The sequence below is a fragment of the Rhizobium sp. RHZ01 genome (assembly GCF_014851595.1).
Lineage (GTDB): Bacteria > Pseudomonadota > Alphaproteobacteria > Rhizobiales > Rhizobiaceae > Rhizobium > Rhizobium altiplani.
On the sequence record NZ_JACUZZ010000035.1, the window covers coordinates 1 to 16,364 of the forward strand.

14 protein-coding genes are annotated in these 16,364 nt (G+C 60.6%); 7 read left to right on the forward strand and 7 right to left on the reverse strand.

The window, feature by feature from the left end; all coding sequences use genetic code 11:
- The first annotated feature begins 253 nt into the window (after window positions 1-253).
- A complete protein-coding gene (locus IB248_RS27025) occupies window positions 254-547 on the forward strand; it encodes a hypothetical protein (protein WP_018857182.1) in 294 nt (97 codons plus the stop codon).
- Between the two features lie 55 nt (window positions 548-602).
- On the opposite strand, the gene IB248_RS27030 is transcribed toward IB248_RS27025, so the two are convergent.
- A complete protein-coding gene (locus IB248_RS27030) occupies window positions 603-1,136 on the reverse strand; it encodes a dihydrofolate reductase family protein (RefSeq protein ID WP_018857183.1) in 534 nt (177 codons plus the stop codon).
- A 252-nt stretch (window positions 1,137-1,388) separates the two neighbouring features.
- Here IB248_RS27030 and IB248_RS27035 point away from each other — a divergent pair, with 252 nt between their 5' ends.
- Complete coding sequence (locus tag IB248_RS27035) at window positions 1,389-1,709, forward strand: antibiotic biosynthesis monooxygenase (protein WP_192241935.1); 321 nt, start codon at window positions 1,389-1,391, stop codon at window positions 1,707-1,709.
- A gap of 13 nt (window positions 1,710-1,722) precedes the next feature.
- On the opposite strand, the gene IB248_RS27040 is transcribed toward IB248_RS27035, so the two are convergent.
- The 3 genes from IB248_RS27040 to IB248_RS27050 all read right to left on the reverse strand — a co-directional run bounded on the left by IB248_RS27040 (window position 1,723) and on the right by IB248_RS27050 (window position 5,578).
- A complete protein-coding gene (locus IB248_RS27040) occupies window positions 1,723-3,126 on the reverse strand; it encodes an MATE family efflux transporter (RefSeq protein ID WP_062372771.1) in 1,404 nt (467 codons plus the stop codon).
- Between the two features lie 142 nt (window positions 3,127-3,268).
- Complete coding sequence (locus IB248_RS27045) at window positions 3,269-4,516, reverse strand: tetracycline resistance MFS efflux pump (protein WP_018857186.1); 1,248 nt, start codon at window positions 4,514-4,516, stop codon at window positions 3,269-3,271.
- A 156-nt stretch (window positions 4,517-4,672) separates the two neighbouring features.
- Window positions 4,673-5,578, reverse strand: coding sequence for a LysR family transcriptional regulator (locus IB248_RS27050; RefSeq protein ID WP_018857187.1), 906 nt, complete (start codon window positions 5,576-5,578; stop codon window positions 4,673-4,675).
- 109 nt (window positions 5,579-5,687) lie between these two features.
- Here IB248_RS27050 and IB248_RS27055 point away from each other — a divergent pair, with 109 nt between their 5' ends.
- The gene (locus IB248_RS27055) at window positions 5,688-6,683 is read left to right on the forward strand and encodes an aldo/keto reductase (protein ID WP_026371791.1); all 996 of its coding nucleotides are present in this window, start codon (window positions 5,688-5,690) and stop codon (window positions 6,681-6,683) included.
- 40 nt (window positions 6,684-6,723) lie between these two features.
- On the opposite strand, the gene IB248_RS27060 is transcribed toward IB248_RS27055, so the two are convergent.
- A complete protein-coding gene (locus tag IB248_RS27060) occupies window positions 6,724-7,641 on the reverse strand; it encodes a neutral zinc metallopeptidase (RefSeq protein ID WP_113163495.1) in 918 nt (305 codons plus the stop codon).
- A gap of 159 nt (window positions 7,642-7,800) precedes the next feature.
- Here IB248_RS27060 and IB248_RS27065 point away from each other — a divergent pair, with 159 nt between their 5' ends.
- Window positions 7,801-8,829, forward strand: coding sequence for a zinc-dependent alcohol dehydrogenase family protein (locus IB248_RS27065; protein WP_169683858.1), 1,029 nt, complete (start codon window positions 7,801-7,803; stop codon window positions 8,827-8,829).
- A gap of 171 nt (window positions 8,830-9,000) precedes the next feature.
- Window positions 9,001-12,486, forward strand: coding sequence for a carbamoyl-phosphate synthase large subunit (gene carB, locus IB248_RS27070; RefSeq protein WP_018857191.1), 3,486 nt, complete (start codon window positions 9,001-9,003; stop codon window positions 12,484-12,486).
- A gap of 57 nt (window positions 12,487-12,543) precedes the next feature.
- Here the strand turns inward: carB and IB248_RS31990 are convergent, their stop codons facing one another.
- Window positions 12,544-12,993, reverse strand: a complete 450-nt coding sequence (locus tag IB248_RS31990; RefSeq protein ID WP_246733833.1) for a hypothetical protein — start codon at window positions 12,991-12,993, stop codon at window positions 12,544-12,546.
- A gap of 771 nt (window positions 12,994-13,764) precedes the next feature.
- Here IB248_RS31990 and greA point away from each other — a divergent pair.
- Window positions 13,765-14,241: a transcription elongation factor GreA gene (gene greA, locus IB248_RS27080; protein ID WP_018857193.1), complete on the forward strand. Its 477-nt coding sequence runs from the start codon at window positions 13,765-13,767 to the stop codon at window positions 14,239-14,241.
- Between the two features lie 31 nt (window positions 14,242-14,272).
- Window positions 14,273-15,322, forward strand: coding sequence for a glycosyltransferase family 4 protein (locus IB248_RS27085; protein ID WP_162763450.1), 1,050 nt, complete (start codon window positions 14,273-14,275; stop codon window positions 15,320-15,322).
- A 9-nt stretch (window positions 15,323-15,331) separates the two neighbouring features.
- Here IB248_RS27085 and IB248_RS27090 read toward each other — a convergent pair whose 3' ends face one another.
- Window positions 15,332-16,357, reverse strand: a complete 1,026-nt coding sequence (locus IB248_RS27090) for a glycosyltransferase (RefSeq protein WP_018857195.1) — start codon at window positions 16,355-16,357, stop codon at window positions 15,332-15,334.
- Between the last annotated feature and the right edge of the window lie 7 nt (window positions 16,358-16,364).

Consider the following 16,364-nt stretch of genomic DNA (forward strand, 5'->3'; position numbering starts at 1 on the left):
CCCAGACCAGCCATGGCATGAGGGCCAGAGGCCGCCAACTTCGCCCCGCCTCAGAACCCAACTAAAACAACCAACGTCCAAAAAACAAACCCGCCGAAAATATCGACGGGTTTGTCAGCAGTCTGAGCCCGCTTCCCAGCGGGCTTTTCTCGTTTTAGCTATTGCGCGCATCCGCGGCTGCCGCCACGCGATATCCGTTTGAATAGCGTCGAGAGTGCTGATTTACTGAGTTTCGGTCAGGAGGCCGCCAGCCATGAGATGCTTGGTTCTAGTCGTTGCGTGCTTGCTCCCGACGGTATCCTTTGCCGCCGGGCCTGTGAAGGTCGATGCGAAAGACTACAGCTGCGCACAGCTCGCGCAGATTATCCGCCAATCCAAGAAGGTCTATGTCCGCCTCGGCTTCGGAGGCCGCAACTTTCGCTATCCGCCAGCTCAATGCGGCCCAGGCGACAAGCTGAGCACCGCTAGCTTGCGTGACCGTACGGGCAAGCAGTGCCTCCTGGACTACGCCTGCATCAACGATCCAATGTCGATGTACAATTACTAGGTCGCAGATTATAAGCGCGCGGCCACCGCCGGACTGAGGCGGGTCGGTCGCGCGACTATGCCAGAACGTATGTCAACCTGATCACGTCCCCGCCAATTCGATCGCTCGCCACGAGGCGCAGCGGCGGCCGCGGGCCGGCGAAGAACGGCTTGCCGCGACCAAGCACGACGGGATGGAGATACATTCGATATTCATCGACCAGACCGAGGTCACCAAGACTTCGCGCCAGTTCAGGTCCGGAAACTTCAATCACTCCGTCCAGCTGAGCCTTCAACCCGCGGATGGTCGCTTCGATGTCGTCCGCGACAAGCGTGGCGTTCGGGCCGACTGATTGCAGCGAGCGCGACACGACCCATTTCGGTTGGCGCCGCCACGCCGCTGCGTAGTCGCACTCCGCCTCGTCCCATTCGGCATGGTCTTCGTCCCAATACCGCATCGCCTCGTACATGCGGCGACCGTATACGCTTCCGGCAAGGCCGCGCACGTCGTCGATGAAATGACGAAAGAGCACGGGATCGGGCGGCCCAAATTCTAAATGGTCGACATAACCATCCAGGGACTGGTTCAAAGCGAACACGAGCTTGGACATGCTGCAGGACCTCCTCCCAAGTTCCTCACAACGGTCTGACCGATGCTACGCAGAAATGAATTTGCTTACAATCTGACGTCGCTTGGTTGGTGCGACCAAATTAGAGCTCCCTTCCAACCTCTACGCACAAGGCAGACCGGCCCTAACCACCCACGGGTCACCTACAGTGGCCATTTGTGTCGACCTATTGACCTCAACTTAACTTGAGGAATTACACCCGCGCTTGTGACATCCAAAGCAAAGGAGACAGGGATGAACGGAGCGTTTTACCGGATCGACAAGTTTGCTGTTCCGGAGGCTGCGCGGGAGGAATTCCTCATGAACGTGCTGAAGACGCACGAGGTCTTGCAGGCGCGGGAGGGCTTCATCAGCCATCAGGTGCTGGAGCAGGTTTCAGGGCCTGGCGAGTTCAACTTCGTGACGATCGCGCAATGGGAAAGTGCCGAGGTGATCGACCGGGTCAAAGCGGTGGTGCAGGCAGCCCATCGCGCCAGAAACTTCGATCCGCAGGCGCTGTTCGAACGCCTAGGCATTCGCGCCGACATTGCCAACTACAAGCCGATCGCGGCTTGATCCGAATGGCCGGCTAGACGCCGGCCATGTTCTTTTCGCGGCGGACAAGCAGGTAGAAGCGTCCGCAAAGCATCACGGCTGCCGCCGCCAGCCCGACCAAGAAGCCGAACCAGATGCCGATTCCACCGAAGCCAAGCGGGAACGCAAAGGCCCAGGCGAGGAAGAAGCCAATCGGCCAATAGGCGATCAGCGCCAGGATCATCGGTACGCGCGCATCCTTCAAGCCGCGCAGCAGGCCATTGGCGATTGCCTGCAAGCCATCGACCAACTGGAAGAGCCCTGCCACAACGATCAGCGGCCCAGCATAGGCAAGCACCTGAGGTGCCTCCGGCAGGGTCGTATCAAGGAACCAGCTTCCCAGGAACTCGGGAACGGCAGCAAACAGAATGCTGCCGGCCGCCGCGATCAGGCAGGCGATGACGACGACAGCGATCGAAGCCCGAACGACTGCGGTGTAGTCGCCCTGCCCGTGCGCGACGCCGACCCGAACGGTGGCCGCCTGCGACAGGCCAAGCGGGATCATGAAGGCAATCGACGCCCATTGCAGCGCGATGCCGTGAGCGGCGAGCTCGATCGTTCCGATTTGCCCCATCAGCAGCGAGGCAACGGTAAAGAGGCTCACTTCGGCGAGGATCGTCACGCTGATCGGCAGGCCGAGACGCACGACTTCCCAGAAGGCCTTCCAGTCGGGACGCCAGAACCGGACGAATATCTCGTAGCGCCGCGTCTCCGCCCTGCTCTGCACATAGCCAATGATAAACAGGAAGCCGGCGGCCTGCACGACGACCGAAACGATCGCCGCTCCCTCTAGGCCCATTGCCGGGAAGCCGAAATGGCCGAGCACCAGCGCATATGCGAAGAAGGCGTTCAGCACCAGCATCGCGATCGTCACGTTGAGAATGACCGCCGCGCGGCCGATCGCGCTGACCAGCGCACGCATGACATTGTAAAGCAGCCCCGGCAGCACGCCGAATTGACCGATCAATATGTAGCCATGCGCGAGTGCAGCCACTTCGGGCTTCTGTCCAGCGGCAAGCAGGATCCGCTCGGAATTGAAGAACGCTGGCAGCATGATCACCCAATAGGCCAGCACGACCCAAAGGCCCATGCGTAGCGACCGGCGCACGCTGACGACGTCGCCCTTCCCGTAGGCCTGCGCAACCATCGGTATGACCGCGATGGCGAAACCCGAGCCGAAAACGAGGATCGTGAACAGGAACTGCGCCGATAGCACCATGGCAGCGAGGTTTTCAGCACCGAGACGGCCGACAATCATCACGTCGGTCGTGTTGATGCCGAGCTGGGCCAGCTGCGCGCCAATCAACGGGACTCCGAGCGCCAGCGTGGCGCGGAAATGCGCAGCCCAATGGTTATCGTTTTTCGGCGCTAGCTTGCGCGCGTCGATCGGCGTGTCCATGACACCAGTCCTGTGATTGAATCGCTGACGGCCGCAAGTTGCGGCAAAACATCAAGAGGAATTAGATCAAAGCTCCGCAAAGAGCCATTCAAAACTAGGCAAATGATGAAAAATTCATCATCGCATCACGAATTCTGATGGCTCACTCGGCCGGCTGCTCGACGGCTTCTGCGACCTTGACCGTGCGTACCTTCGTCAAGAACACAATGGCCGCGATCAGGATGATGATGGCCGACAGCAGGTATGGCGCCCCAGCGAAACGCACCGGCGCCTCGGGTCCAGTGAAGTAGCCGAACAGCTGCGTAAAGATCAGCGGCCCGACGATCGTGGTGATGCTGCTGAGGCTGGTGAGCGCCCCTTGCAATTCTCCCTGAGCAGAGGGGGGCACCTTGGCGACTGCTATGCTTCGCAGCGGCGGATCGGCGACATTTTCCATCACCGTCAGCACGATGATCGTGTAGACCATCCAGCCCTCCCAGGCGAAGGCGTAACCCGTCAGTCCGACGACGGAAAAACACAAGCCCAGCACTGCTGTCTTCCACTCGCCGAGTACCGGCACGATCTTCGGCAGAATGACGCCCATGACAAAGGCTGCGCCGATGCCGTAGATGCCGAGAGACAGGCCGATCTGGCCCTCGCTCCAGCCATAACGGAAAGTCGATACGAAGGCCCAGACCGCCGGATAGACGGCATGCGCCAGCCAGAAAAGGAACATGACCGCACAGATTGACCCAATACCGGGGTAGTTTCGCATCTGCTTCAGCGCGCCAAGAGGATTGGCACGCTTCCACTCAAACGTCCGACGATTCTTTGCCTCCAATGTCTCGGGAAGCATGAAATAGGCGGCAACGAAATTGAGGAACGAGAGCGCCGCTGCCCCAAAAAACGGTACTCGGGGGCCGAACTCGCCGAGGAAGCCGCCGATGACAGGGCCGATCGTGAAACCGACGCCAAACGCAATGCCGATCAGGCCGAAATTCTTGGCCCGATTGTCATCATTGCTGATGTCGGCGATGTAGGCGGAACAGGTCGCAAAGCTGCCGCCGCTGAAGCCAGCCAGCGCACGACCGATAAAAAGCATCCAGAAGCTCGTCGCCACTGCGCAGATGAAGTTGTCGATCGCAAAGGTCAGCACCGACAGAAGCAGAATGGGGCGCCGCCCGAAGCGGTCGCTGAGATTGCCCAGGAACGGCGCAAACAGGAACTGCATGACCGCATAGACGACAAGCAGCCAGCCACCATCGAGAGCTGCATCGCTCACGGACCCACCGGTCAATTGCTCAAGATAAGCGGGCAGCACAGGCATGATGATCGCGATCCCGATCACGTCGAGAAACAGGATCATGAAGACAAGGAACAAGCCGCGACGAACGAATTTCGGATCAAGCATGAGGCATCTCTACAGCAGGCTATTTCTGAAAAGACGATCTCGTCGCCGGCATTTGTTACATAGCTCACGTATATTAGCGAAACAATCCGTGAACATTTCAAATCTTTTGATAGGCTCACGAGTTAAGTTGATCGAGAACCGGAACAAACGGGGATTCTACCCCTCTTTCCGCGGTTCGCCTTTGACGAAGTCGACGAACGCCCGAAGCGCAGGCGGCATGTGTTTACGGCTCGCATAGTAGAGAAACGGACCTGAGAATTCCGTCACCCAATCATCGAGGATCGGCACCAATTCTCCCCTCTCGATGGCGGGCATCAGAACCTCCTCGAAGGTCCTGATGATGCCGAGCCCGGTGACCGCAGCCGAGACTTGCATTTCGATCGTGTTGGCGATGATCGGCCCCTTCGGCGTAATCACTAGAGTCTCGTCTGCCCGCTCGAACTCCCAGGGCAACGCAGCTCCGCTGAGGAAACGATGCCTGACACACTCATGCTCGAGCAGGTCGCGCGGGTGACCAGGGATACCGCGGCGCTCGAGGTAGTCAGGCGCGGCCGCCGTGACATATCTTTGACGGCGCGGCCCGATCGGCACTGCGATCATGTCGCGCTCAAGCCGCTCGTCATAGCGGATGCCGGCGTCATACCCGGCTGCGAGCACATCGACGAACGTATCCTCTCCGACGATCTCGAGCGAGATCCGCGGGTAACGCTTCAGAAAACGGCTGGCGAGATCAGGCAGGAAAAGCCGCGTGGCGATGATCGGCACGTTGAGGCGGAGGGTTCCGCTCGGGCTATCACGGAAAACGTCGAGTTGCTGGAGCGCCAAGGAGATTTCGCTAAGCGCAGGTGTCAGGCGTTGGAGCAGCCGCTCCCCAGCCTCCGTCGGCGTGACGCTGCGGGTCGTCCGGTTGAGCAGGCGAACACCGACATGCTCCTCCAGCCGCCGCAGCGAGTCGCTCAGTGAAGAAGCGGAGACACCGCGCTTGCGGGCAGCGGCGCGAAAGCTGCGCTCCCTTGCAATGGCCGTGAAGGCATCCAGATCATTGAGAGGAAGGTCTTCCATTGTGCATTTCCCCGTACAGCTCGTTCGCATTCATATGGATTATCGCACGAGGCCGGGCGCGATAAAACTATTCCCGGCGATCAACATCGGCGTGACGAAGGAGAACGAAATGGAAAAGCATCGTTTGGGAGAAACCGGCCCAATGGTATCGGCCATCGGCCTCGGCTGCATGGGCATGTCCGGCATGTACGGGCCATCCGACCGCAGCGAGAGCATTGCCACGATTCATGCTGCTCTCGACGTCGGCATCAACCTGCTCGACACCGGCGACTTCTACGGCATGGGCCACAACGAGATGCTGATCGGCGAAGCGTTGAAGGGCCGCAAGCGGGACGACGTCGTCATCAGCGTCAAGTTCGGCGCCCTGCGCGATCCAGCCGGCAACTGGAGCGGCTACGACTCCCGGCCCGCCGCGATCAAGAACTTCCTCGCCTACACGCTGAAGCGTCTCGACGTCGACTACATCGACATCTACCGCCCCGCCCGCCTGGATCCCAACGTTCCCATCGAGGAAACGGTGGGCACGATCGGTGACATGATCAAGGCAGGGTACGTCAGGCATGTCGGCCTTTCGGAAGTCGGCGCAGATACCATACGCCGCGCAGCCAGCGCCCATCCGATTTGCGATCTGCAGATCGAGTATTCACTGATCTCGCGCGGCATCGAGAACCAGATCCTGCCAACCTGCCGTGAGCTCGGGATTTCAATCACCGCCTACGGTGTTCTCTCCCGCGGCCTGATCAGCGGACATTGGCATAAGGGACAGGCAACCGGCTCCGGTGATTTCCGCGGCATGAGCCCGCGCTTCCAGGACAGCAACATCGATCAGAACCTCGCGCTCGTCGAGGAACTGCGAAAGATCGCGGACGAGAAGCGGGTATCTGTCGCTCAGATCGCCATCGCCTGGGTGGCGGCCCGCGGGCAGGACATCGTGCCCCTCGTCGGCGCGCGCCGACGTGACCAGCTTACCGAAGCGCTCGGTTCGCGCGCTGTGCAATTGTCCACCGAGGATATGGCGGCCATCGAACGCGCCGTGCCGAAGGACGCCGCGGCGGGTGCACGCTACCCTGACGCACAGATCAGACATATGGACAGTGAAAAGTGATGCTGGCCAGCCTCTCCACATAAGGAGAGGCTGTCTCAAATCACACGGGGCCTGAGAAGGTATCGCAGGCCGACAACTGCCCGCTGTCGAAGCCACGCTTGAACCAACGCGCCCGCTGCTCCGAAGTGCCGTGGTTGAAACTCTCGGGCACGACGTAGCCCTGGCTGCGCTTCTGCAGCCTGTCGTCGCCAATCTGCTGGGCTGCGTTCAGCGCCTCCTCCAGATCGCCGGCTTCGAGAATGCCCTTCTGATCGGTAAATTTGCCCCAGATGCCGGCGAAGCAGTCGGCCTGCAGTTCAACGCGGACGGACATCTTGTTGGCCTCCGCCTCGCTCATCCGCTGACGCGCCTCGTTGAATTTCGGCAGGATGCCCAGCAAGTTCTGAACATGATGGCCGACTTCATGCGCAACGACGTAGGCTTCGGCGAAATCGCCGGAGGCGCCGAACTGGCGGCTGAGCTGGTTGAAGAAGGCCGTGTCGAGATAGACCTTGTGGTCGCTCGGGCAGTAGAAAGGACCGGTCGCCGCTGAGGCAAAGCCGCAGGCAGACTGCGTCTGTCCGGAAAAGAGAACGAGGCGAGGCTCTTCGTACTGACGACCAAGGGACTGGAAGATCCCGTTCCACGTGTCCTCGGTCTCGGCAAGAACGGTACGAACGAATGCGGTCATTTCATCGTTGGCAGGTGTCTGACTTCCCGATTCGCTTTGCTCATAGCCGGGGCCGTTGGTCGTCATGCCGCCATCCATAACCTGCAGCAGGTCTATGCCCATGGCCTTGAGGATAAAATAGATGACAACAAGAAAGATGATGGTGCCGATGCTCAGGCCGCCGCCGCGCCGGCCCATGCCGCCGCCGGTAGGAAAGCCGAAGCCTCCACCTCTGCCCAATCCGCCCATGGAAGGATCGCCACGACGATCCTCGATGTTGTCGGACTGACGCCGGCCTTTCCACTCCATGACGGTTCCCCTGGGCTAAACCTTCGATCGGTAGGTATATATCTCGATGATCGGGAAATTCCAGTTAACCTGAGAGAACCCGTACACCACTGTGGACCAGCTTGACGAGACATCGACATTCGGGCCTCCTTGCGAGAAAGAAGTCTGAGGAGGAGAGACATGAAGGCACTTCGGCTCGAAGCGACGGGCAAGCTGGCTCTGCGCGAGGTAGAGCGTCCCGACCCGGGTGTTGGCGAGTTGCTGGTTCGTGTGGAGGCTTGTGGCATTTGCGGCACCGACCGGCATCTGTTCCTCGGAGAGTTTCCTTCCAAGCCGCCCGTTACGCTCGGCCATGAGTTCTGCGGCATCATCGAAAGAGTGGGCGATGGCGTGAGCGGCTTTCGCGAAGGCATGCGCGTCACCGGCGATCCGAATATCGCATGCGGTCAGTGTCCAGAATGCCAGCGCGGCCGCGTCAATCTCTGCCATAACCTGCAGGCGACCGGCATCCATCGCGACGGTGGCTTTGCGGAATATGTCTGCATCCCGCAGCAGCAGGCTTTCGAGCTGCCCTTGGCACTGCCGCCTCTGCATGGCGCCTTCTGCGAACCTCTCGCCTGCTGCATCCACGGTGTCGACCTTGCGGAAATCCGAACGGGCTCGTCGGTTGTCGTCCTTGGCGGCGGCGTGATCGGCTTGCTGGTCGTCCAGTTGGCCCGCCTGGCGGGAGCGACAAAGGTTGTTCTCGTTACCCGCAGCGAAGAGAAGCGGAGGGTCGCCGAAAGGCTGGGAGCGACCGCGAATGCGGATCCCTCGGTCGGCGATATCGTGTCCCGCTTGACCGCGCACGACGGTTTGTTGCCGGGAGGCGCCGATGTCGTCATCGAATGCGCGGGCGTAGCGGAAACGATCGAACAGGCACCTGGGCTTGCGCGGCGCGGCGGCACGGTCGTGATCCTCGGAGTCATGCCGCAGGGTGTGAAGGTCGCAATCGAGCCGTTCGATCTCCTCTTCCGAGAGATCAAGCTGGTAAGCTCATTTATCAACCCGTTCACTCACCTGCGGGCGGCCGAACTGATCGCGTCGGGAACGATCCAAGTCGAGCCACTAATCTCCCGCCGGATCGGTTTCAAGGAGGGCGTGGAAGCGATCTCCAATCCCGCCCGGAAAGGCGAGATCCGGGCACTTGTCGTACCGGGCATCGACTAGGCTCTCACAAGAGCTGCCAATTCCTGTCGATTCCGCAAATTATGGGGTTCCGTTTACAAATACATTTGCCTATAAGCCGCTTCTAGCCTGAAAAGACCATCATATGCGCGACCCGGCCGGTGCCTCCCACCCTGGCCGGCTTTCTGCGCAGCTAGGAAACGGAAAACGCCCATGCCGAAGCGCCAAGATATCAAATCGATCCTCATCATCGGCGCAGGACCGATCGTCATTGGCCAGGCTTGCGAATTCGACTACTCCGGCACCCAGGCCTGCAAGGCGCTGAAGGAGGAAGGCTACCGCGTCATCCTCGTCAACTCCAACCCGGCAACGATCATGACCGACCCGGGCCTCGCCGACGCCACCTACGTCGAGCCGATCACCCCCGAAGTCGTCGCCAAGATCATCGCCAAGGAGCGCCCCGACGCGCTGCTGCCGACCATGGGCGGCCAGACCGCGCTCAACACCGCGCTTTCCCTGAAGAGAATGGGCGTCCTGGACCGCTACAATGTCGAAATGATCGGCGCCAAGCCCGCCGCTATCGACAAGGCCGAAGACCGCGCCCTGTTCCGCGAGGCGATGGAAAAGATCGGCCTCGAAACCCCGCGCTCGATGCTCGCCAACGCCACCGACATCAAGGATGCCGACCGCAAGACGCATGAAGCCGAGCGCAACAAGCTGAAGGAAAGCCTCTCCGGCGCCGAACTCGACAAGGCGCTCGACGAACTGGAAAACCAGTGGAACCTCGGCGAGACCGACCGCAAGCAGCGCTACATCAGCCACGCCATGGCGATTGCCGCCCAGGCGATCGACGTCGTCGGCCTGCCCGCCATCATCCGCCCCTCCTTCACTATGGGCGGCACCGGCGGCGGCATTGCCTACAACCGCTCGGAGTTCTTCGAAATCATCGGCGGTGGCCTCGATGCCTCCCCGACGACCGAAGTTCTGATCGAGGAATCGGTTCTCGGCTGGAAGGAATACGAAATGGAAGTCGTCCGCGACAAGGCGGACAACTGCATCATCATCTGCTCGATCGAAAACATCGACCCGATGGGCGTCCACACGGGCGACTCGATCACCGTCGCGCCGGCTTTGACGCTGACCGACAAGGAATACCAGATGATGCGCAACGCCTCGATCGCGGTCCTGCGCGAGATTGGCGTGGAAACCGGCGGCTCGAACGTCCAGTTCGCCGTCAACCCGAAGGACGGCCGCCTCGTCGTCATCGAAATGAACCCGCGCGTCTCGCGTTCGTCGGCGCTTGCCTCGAAGGCCACCGGCTTCCCGATTGCCAAGGTCGCCGCCAAGCTCGCCATCGGCTACACGCTCGACGAGCTCGACAACGACATCACCGGCGGCGCGACGCCCGCCTCCTTCGAACCGTCGATCGACTACGTCGTCACCAAGATCCCGCGTTTCGCCTTCGAGAAGTTCCCGGGCGCCTCGCCGGTTCTCACCACCGCCATGAAGTCGGTCGGTGAAGTCATGGCGATCGGCCGCACCTTCGCCGAATCGTTGCAGAAGGCGCTGCGCGGCCTCGAAACCGGCCTGACCGGCCTCGATGAAATCGAAATCCCCGGTGTTGAAGAAGGCGAATCCAGCCAGAACGCCATCCGCGCCGCGATCGGCACACCGACGCCGGATCGCCTGCGCATGGTGGCCCAGGCGCTTCGCCAGGGCATGAGCCCCGAAGAGGTTCACGAGGGCTGCAAGATCGACCCGTGGTTCATCGCCCAGTTCAAGGCGATCGTCGATATGGAAGCCCGCATCCGCGAGCATGGCCTGCCGACAGACGCCACGAACCTGCGCACGCTGAAGGCAATGGGCTTCTCCGACGCCCGCCTCGCCACGCTGACGGGCAAGCGCCCGAAGGAAGTCGCCGAGCTGCGCAACAGCCTGAACGTCCGCCCGGTCTTCAAGCGCATCGATACCTGCGCTGCCGAGTTCGCCTCGCCGACCGCCTACATGTACTCGACCTACGAAAGGCCTTTTGTCGGTGAACTGCGCTCTGAAGCCGAAGTCTCGGCCGCCAAGAAGGTCGTCATCCTCGGCGGTGGTCCGAACCGTATCGGCCAGGGCATCGAGTTTGACTACTGCTGCTGCCATGCCGCCTTCGCGCTGCGTGACGCCGGCTACGAAGCTATCATGATCAACTGCAACCCGGAAACGGTCTCGACCGACTACGATACGTCGGATCGCCTCTATTTCGAGCCGCTCACGGCTGAAGACGTGATCGAGATCCTCCGCGCGGAGCAGGAAAAGGGCGAAGTCGTCGGCGTCATCGTCCAGTTCGGCGGCCAGACCCCGCTGAAGCTTGCGGAAGCGCTTGAGAAGAACGGCATCCCGATCCTCGGCACTGCGCCCGACATGATCGACCTTGCCGAAGACCGCGACCGCTTCCAGAAGCTCCTGATCAAGCTCGACCTGACCCAGCCGAACAACGGCATCGCCTACTCGGTCGAACAGGCTCGCCTGGTCGCCACCGAGATCGGCTTCCCGCTGGTCGTGCGCCCGTCCTACGTTCTCGGCGGCCGCGCCATGCAGATCCTGCATTCGGAAGGCCAGCTGCAGACCTACCTGCTCGACACCGTGCCGGAACTGGTGCCCGAAGACATCAAGCAGCGCTACCCGAACGACAAGACCGGCCAGATCAACACCCTGCTCGGTAAGAACCCGCTGCTGTTTGACAGCTATCTCTCGAACGCCATCGAAGTCGACGTCGACTGCCTCTCCGACGGCAACGACGCCTTCATCGCCGGCATCATGGAACACATCGAGGAAGCTGGCATCCATTCGGGCGATAGCGCCTGCTCACTGCCGCCGCGCACCCTTTCGAACGAGATGATCGACGAGCTCGAGCGTCAGGCAAAGTCGATGGCCAAGGCGCTGAACGTCGTTGGTCTGATGAACGTACAGTTCGCCATCAAGGACGGCACCGTCTACGTGCTGGAAGTGAACCCGCGCGCCTCACGTACCGTTCCCTTCGTCGCCAAGACCATCGGCGCCCCAATCGCCAAGATCGCCGCCCGCGCCATGGCCGGCGAGAAGCTCGACGCGCTGTTCTCGACCTACGGCCAGAAGCCGGATCCGCGCAACCTCAAGCATATCGCCGTCAAGGAAGCCGTCTTCCCGTTTGCCCGCTTCCCCGGCGTCGACACGCTGCTCGGCCCGGAAATGCGCTCGACCGGCGAAGTCATCGGCCTCGACACCGATTTCGCGCTGGCGTTTGCGAAGTCGCAGCTCGGCGCCGGCGTTGAACTGCCGCGTGACGGAACGGTCTTCGTATCGGTCCGCGACGAGGACAAGCCGCGCGTGCTGCCGGCCATCCGCGTTCTCGTCGGCGAAGGCTTCAAGGTTCTGGCAACCGGGGGCACGCAGCGCTTCCTGGCTGAGAACGGCATCGCGGCTACGAAGATCAACAAGGTCCTGGAAGGTCGCCCACACATCGAAGATGCGATCCGCAACCGCCAGGTCCAGCTCGTGATCAATACGACGGACGGCAACAAGGCGATCTCCGACTCCAAGTCGCTGCGCCGCGCAACGCTGATGCAGAAGGTCCCCTACTACACCACGATGGCCGGCGCCGAGGCGGCCGCCCAGGCGATCAAGGCGCTGCGGGCTGGCAACCTCGAAGTTCGTCCGCTGCAAAGCTACTTCTAATAAAGAATTGGACCGGCGCGCCATCCGCGCCGGTCCGCTCTCGAGGCGTCGGAGCCGTTAGATTCGCGCCCTTGCATCCTGCGCGTCCGCCTTGACGTTCCAGGCATTCTGAAAGGCCGGTCGCCGCCGATCCTGCAAAATCAGCTTTCCGCCTTCTTCACGCCGCGTCGGAATGGCGTGACGATCGATAGCGCCTTCCAGAGTCATCGCAAGGTCGTGGGCGAAAACCCGATTGCCGATATGCCATGAGTGGGTCCATGAACCAATCTGGGGCTGCGAAGCTGGATCGACCGTATTGAAATACTCACCGCAATTGACGTCGACCGCTTTAGCGTTGACCAACGCCGGCAGCCCAACGCGACCGACACGCGGCGCAACGCCGAGCCTCTTCGCGTTGGATACGGCAAGGACGGAATCGAAAGGATTGGAGTAGTTGGTGAGCCGCATGATCCGGCGGAACATCGGCTGATTCCAGTCGCTCGCAAGCGACAGGCTATCCGTGGACACATCGCCGCCAATGAACGCAACTGCCTGATGCGCTTTAGAACGGTCGGAATGTCATTGTTGTAGCCATGCACAAAAATAAGCACATCGCCCCGCGGACCGATCGAATTCGGATTCTCGTCGCCATCCGCGAGCCCCTGCACCTCGGCGACCCAATCCTTCGCACTGGATACTGCCTGGCGCGCATCGTAGCTGTCGAGCACATCAGGCACCTTCAGGAACTTGATCGGCCCGGGTTCCGCGATCAATGCATCACCCGTTCGCTTTCTGGCACTGATGATGTAGTTGTCGCCCATCTTCCCCTCCTGCGCCAACAAGCCCTACGCCCAAGACGATCGTACAGCTTACAGATTCAACCCAAAGACGCCAATGCAGCGCCGATGCGGGCAGTATCTCGGCCGGCGTTCTTCCTGACGGCGATAGAGCCAACAAAGACGCCTCAGCCCATTGGAGCCTGTACCAACGGTCGAATCACGCTTTGCGATCCCGAGGGAACGGCGAAATATGCATCATTTTTTGCGCCATCGAGAGAATTGCCAGTCAGTCCTTCAGAGGCGTTCTCAGCGAACCGTCCACCTCAAAGTCAATATTGCTCAGGTTTGCGGTCGTAACGGAGCGCCTCCGGGTAGCGATACGAATTTTATGGAAATCAGCGGTGGCGATCTGCTATAACCACAACAGTTAGGATTGTTACACGGTTCCGAAGTTCCCCTTCGGGACCTGTTTTCTTTTGTGTCTGCGGCTAAGCGGACACGGGGAGTGAAGGACAGAAAAATGGTTGATAAGGTACCGATGACGCAGGGTGGTTTCGTCAAGCTGCAGGAAGAACTGCGCTGGCGTCAGCAGGAGGAGCGCCCCCGCATCATCGAGGCAATCGCCGAAGCCCGTGCCCATGGTGACCTCTCGGAAAACGCCGAATACCATGCGGCCAAGGAAGCGCAGAGCCACAACGAAGGCCGCATCAGCGAGCTTGAAGACCTGACCGCACGCGCGGAGGTCATCGACCTGTCGAAGATGTCCGGTGACAAGATCAAGTTCGGCGCGAAGGTGAAGCTCGTCGACGAGGACACCGAAGAAGAAAAGACCTATCAGATCGTCGGCGATCAGGAAGCCGATGTTAAGGCCGGCCGGATCTCCATCTCGTCGCCGATCGCTCGCGCGCTGATCGGCAAGGAAGTCGGCGACTCGATCGAAGTCAACGCACCCGGCGGCTCCAAGGCCTACGAAGTCCTTTCCATTTCCTGGGGCTGATTGATCCGTGGAAGGTCGCGGCCAACCGGCTATCGTCAATGTTAGTGACGTCGAGATTATTGCGCCGAACTTCAAAAAACGGCTCTCCGGCGTCACCTCCACCATCATTCAGCTGATCCCGGTCCAGCGCGTACTCGGCGAGAAGATTGCGACCCTCGGCCCGGGCCTTCCAGCATCTCTGCCGCACATTCGCTTTCGCGACCTGCCGAAGCTTTGGCGCGCGCCGCGCTGTCGGCCCTTCCGCATATGGCACGCCCGCCGCAACATCGAGATGCTGCCGGCCATTCTCATGCGCGATGTCCTGCGCATGCCCCTGAAGATTGTCTTCACGTCGGCCTCTCAGCGCCGCCACACCGGCTGGACGAAATGGCTGATCTCCAGAATGGACGCCGTGATCGCGACCAGCGGCAAGACGGCAAACTATCTGGAAGTGCCGAACACCGTTGTTCTGCACGGAATAGACACGGCCCGCTTCTCTCCGGCGGAAGACAAGGCGACAGCCAAACAGCTGCTTGGTCTTGACGCCACGAAGAGGATCGCCGGCTGTTTCGGTCGCGTTCGTCACCAGAAGGGCACGGATCTTTTTGTCGACAGCATGATCCGCCTGCTGCCGACCCGACCGGACTGGATCGCCGTTATTGCCGGACGTGCAACATCCCAGCACGTCGAGTTCGAGAAGGAGCTGAAGGCGCGCGCTGCAGCCGCAGGCCTGGCCGATCGCATTCTATTCGTCGGCGAGCACACCAATATCAATGACTGGTATCGGACGCTCGACCTCTTCATTGCTCCACAGCGCTGGGAAGGCTTTGGTCTGACACCGCTCGAAGCGATGGCAACGGCGGTCCCCGTGGTCGCTACCGACGTCGGTGCGTTTCCTGAACTGCTGGTAACGGGCGCCAACGAAACCGGCCTCATCGTCCCGCGCGACGATCTCGGTACAATGGTTCAAGCGTCCAGTCTCTTCATGGATGACGAAAGCCGCCGACAGCAGGCATCGGCCCGCTCCCGAACTCATGCGATGAATACCTTCAGTATCGAAGGCGAAGCACGGAAGCTTGGCGCCATTTATCGGTCGCTTTAAGCGACGACATCAAGGCTTGCGCTTGAAAAGCTCGAGATAGGCGTTGGCAACTGCGTCTTCGGAGAACTGCTTCATCAGCGTCTCCCGCCCCCCCGCAGCAACCTTCGCGGCCAGTACCGGATCGTTGATCAGCCGTTCGATGGCGTGCGAGAAACCATCGGCATCGCCGATGTCAACCAGTAGCCCATTGTCACAGTCACGCATGAACCACGAGGGTCCCTCGGAGCGGCTGGAGACAACAGGCTTGCCCTGCGCCCAGGCCTCTAGAATGACATTGCCAAGCGGCTCGTGCTTTGACGGCATCACGAAAATATCGGCAGCGGCGACGAACGGCCGCGTATCCTTCTGCCAACCGAGAAAACGTACGCGGTCCATAACGCCAAGGTCCGCTGCGACCTTCTTGACGTTCTCCAATTCTTCGCCTTCGCCCGCAAGCCACAAATAGACATCAGGCAGCTTCGCCACCGCCGCCGTCAGCAAGGCAAATTCCTTGCGTGGTACGAAACGGCCCATCGACATCACGACGGGCGCATCAACCGGCGTGTTCAGCGACGCGCGATCGACGGGCGCCACTTGTTCAGTATTCGTGAAGTTCGAGATCACCTCGACGCCGCGTGTCCAGCCCAGCTTATTACGCACATGCTCGCCGATACCAGGCGTATTGCAAACGAGAATGTCGGAGTTTTTAAAGTAGCTGAGGTTTGTCGGGTAATCCCCAAGACGGGAGAGCTTGATACATCCCTTATAGTTCGGCATCAGTCGGCTGCCACGGGTCGCCCAAGAAAACAGCGCATCGGGCTTCTCCATACGCGCCATGTGTTTGACCCGCAAAGGCAATAGGATCCTGTCGGGTGAGAGATTTCGAAACTTGCTTTCGATGATGCGCGACGACTGCTCGATGTCCTTCCGCCATAGCCGGTTCGGACGGATGACCGCGGTTTGCTCGACGCCCCGGCGTGCCAGGGCGTTGACCAGATGAACAAAGAAACGCTCAGCACCGCCATCCTTGCCGAAATGATAATGCATCACTTTCATGATTGAA

Excerpts from the sequence above, each read along its gene's own strand:
- IB248_RS27025 (WP_018857182.1), top strand. The coding sequence starts at position 254 with ATGAGATGCTTGGTTCTAGTCGTTGCGTGCTTGCTCCCGACGGTATCC.
- IB248_RS27035 (WP_192241935.1), top strand. The coding sequence starts at position 1,389 with ATGAACGGAGCGTTTTACCGGATCGACAAGTTTGCTGTTCCGGAGGCT.
- IB248_RS27060 (WP_113163495.1), bottom strand. The coding sequence starts at position 7,641 with ATGGAGTGGAAAGGCCGGCGTCAGTCCGACAACATCGAGGATCGTCGT.
- IB248_RS27050 (WP_018857187.1), bottom strand. The coding sequence starts at position 5,578 with ATGGAAGACCTTCCTCTCAATGATCTGGATGCCTTCACGGCCATTGCA.
- carB (WP_018857191.1), top strand. The coding sequence starts at position 9,001 with ATGCCGAAGCGCCAAGATATCAAATCGATCCTCATCATCGGCGCAGGA.
- IB248_RS27045 (WP_018857186.1), bottom strand. The coding sequence starts at position 4,516 with ATGCTTGATCCGAAATTCGTTCGTCGCGGCTTGTTCCTTGTCTTCATG.
- IB248_RS27065 (WP_169683858.1), top strand. The coding sequence starts at position 7,801 with ATGAAGGCACTTCGGCTCGAAGCGACGGGCAAGCTGGCTCTGCGCGAG.
- IB248_RS27030 (WP_018857183.1), bottom strand. The coding sequence starts at position 1,136 with ATGTCCAAGCTCGTGTTCGCTTTGAACCAGTCCCTGGATGGTTATGTC.
- greA (WP_018857193.1), top strand. The coding sequence starts at position 13,765 with ATGGTTGATAAGGTACCGATGACGCAGGGTGGTTTCGTCAAGCTGCAG.
- IB248_RS27055 (WP_026371791.1), top strand. The coding sequence starts at position 5,688 with ATGGAAAAGCATCGTTTGGGAGAAACCGGCCCAATGGTATCGGCCATC.
- IB248_RS27040 (WP_062372771.1), bottom strand. The coding sequence starts at position 3,126 with ATGGACACGCCGATCGACGCGCGCAAGCTAGCGCCGAAAAACGATAAC.
- IB248_RS27090 (WP_018857195.1), bottom strand. The coding sequence starts at position 16,357 with ATGAAAGTGATGCATTATCATTTCGGCAAGGATGGCGGTGCTGAGCGT.